This window comes from Kitasatospora sp. A2-31, assembly GCF_022288725.1.
Lineage (GTDB): Bacteria > Actinomycetota > Actinomycetes > Streptomycetales > Streptomycetaceae > Kitasatospora.
In genome coordinates, this window is record NZ_JAKNTA010000149.1 from 1 (window position 1) to 1,642 (window position 1,642).

Sequence of the window (1,642 nt, forward strand, 5' to 3'; positions counted from 1 at the left end):
AAGACGCGGCGCCGCTTGCGCCCCCGCCGCACCAGCGCCGCCGTACCGACCAGCGCCACCGTCGCCCCGGCCGCGCCCAGGCTGGTCGCGGCCTCCTTGCCGCCCAGCCGGCGCCCGGCCACCGCGTGCTTGCCGGAGACCTGTGCCAGCAGCTCGGCCAGCACCTGCTCGTTGGTGTAGAGCGGCCGCCAGCCCGCCTCGTGCAGCCGGCTGCCGGAGACCACCCACGGGTACATGGTGTAGGCGAGGTCCCCCGCAGGTGCCGGGGTCAGGCCGAGCCGGTGCAGCCGGGCGGCGGTGCCCAGCGCCAGCGACGCCGGCAGTTCCATCCGCCGGATGCCCGACAGCCGCTCCACGTCCTCCTGCTCCAGCCAGCCGTCGCAACCGACCGTCACCTCGCCCTCGACCAGTCCGAGCGCCGCGTACTCCAGCGCCGCCGCCAGGTCGTCCACGTGGCAGAACTGCCAGCACGGCCGGGAACCGGCCACCACCAGGAGGCGGGGAGCCTCGAAGTGCCGGGTCAGCACCGTGTCGACGCCCGGCCCGACCACCACGGCCGGCCGCAGCACCGTCACCTGCAGGCCCGGGTGGGCGCGCGGGGCCCGCCGGGCCAGCCGCTCGATCTCCAGCAGGTCCCCGACCAGCGAGGCCTCCTCGGTGGCCCGCAGCTCGGAGTCCTCGGCCAGCGGCACCTCGTTGTCGGCCAGCGCGCCGTAGACCATCGCCGAGGTGCAGAGCACCACCCGGTGCACGCCGGCCGCCGCGGCGGCGGTCAGCACGGTCTGCGCGCCGCGCACGTTGTAGGCGCTGCGGGCGCGCGGGTCGGACTCCATCCCGAGGTCCATCGCCAGGTGGACCACCACGTCCACACCGGCCAGCCGCTCGGCCACCGCGGGGTCGCGAACGTCGAGGATGCGCCACTGCACGCCCGGCACCTCGCCCCGGCGGTCGTCGACCGCGAGGACCTTCTTCACTCCCGGCGAGGCCACCAGGCGGGCCGCGACGCGCTCGCCGAGCACCCCGGCGGCACCCGTGACGGCCACGGTCAGCGGCCTGCCGCCGTAGGCTGGAGGCGGCGACGCCGTGGTGTCCGGGGCGTCCTCTCCTCCGGTCAGCCCAGAGCGAACGTCCGAAGGCGGGGAACTCACCGGCCATCCTCCACGGTTAGCTTATGTGCGTACGTACGTGTGTCACGTACGTCCATCCTGCCCGAGGCGGAGGCCCGGCGGTGCACCCGGCGCGGGTCAGCCGCACCGGGAGCCGCCCACCGGCCGCGAGTCCCCCCGCTCCGCCGACCGCCCCGGGCCCGCAGACCCACCGCCACCACCCGCATGACGGCCGACCGGATCGAGGACCCCCGTGAGCGACCTTCCCTTCGGATTCGGCGTTCCGCCAGAGGAGCCCGAGGACGGCAAGGCCAAGCCCGAGGACGCCAAGGGCGGGCCCGGCGACGAGCAGAAGAAGGAGCAGGGCGGCCCGCAGCCGTTCGGCTTCGCCGGCGGGAACCCGTTCGGCGCGCTGTTCGGGATGGGCATGCCCGGCGGCCCTGGCACGCCGGGTGCCCCCGGTGGCGCCGACAACCCGTTCGCGGCGATGTTCGGCGGCCTCAACCCCAACGACCTCGGCGCAGCGTTCCAGCAGC

The 1,642-nt window shown here is 75.6% G+C and carries 1 protein-coding gene and 1 pseudogene; one reads left to right on the plus strand and one right to left on the minus strand.

Translation table 11 applies throughout. From position 1 onward, the window contains the following. Positions 1 to 1,148 (minus strand): NAD-dependent epimerase/dehydratase family protein (locus MCM47_RS40360; protein ID WP_374209283.1); only part of this gene is annotated, 1,148 nt, incomplete at its 3' end. A gap of 211 nt (positions 1,149 to 1,359) precedes the next feature. On the opposite strand from MCM47_RS40360, the pseudogene MCM47_RS40365 reads away from it, so the two are divergent. Next, positions 1,360 to 1,642: pseudogene (locus MCM47_RS40365) on the plus strand (hypothetical protein); the annotation flags it as partial.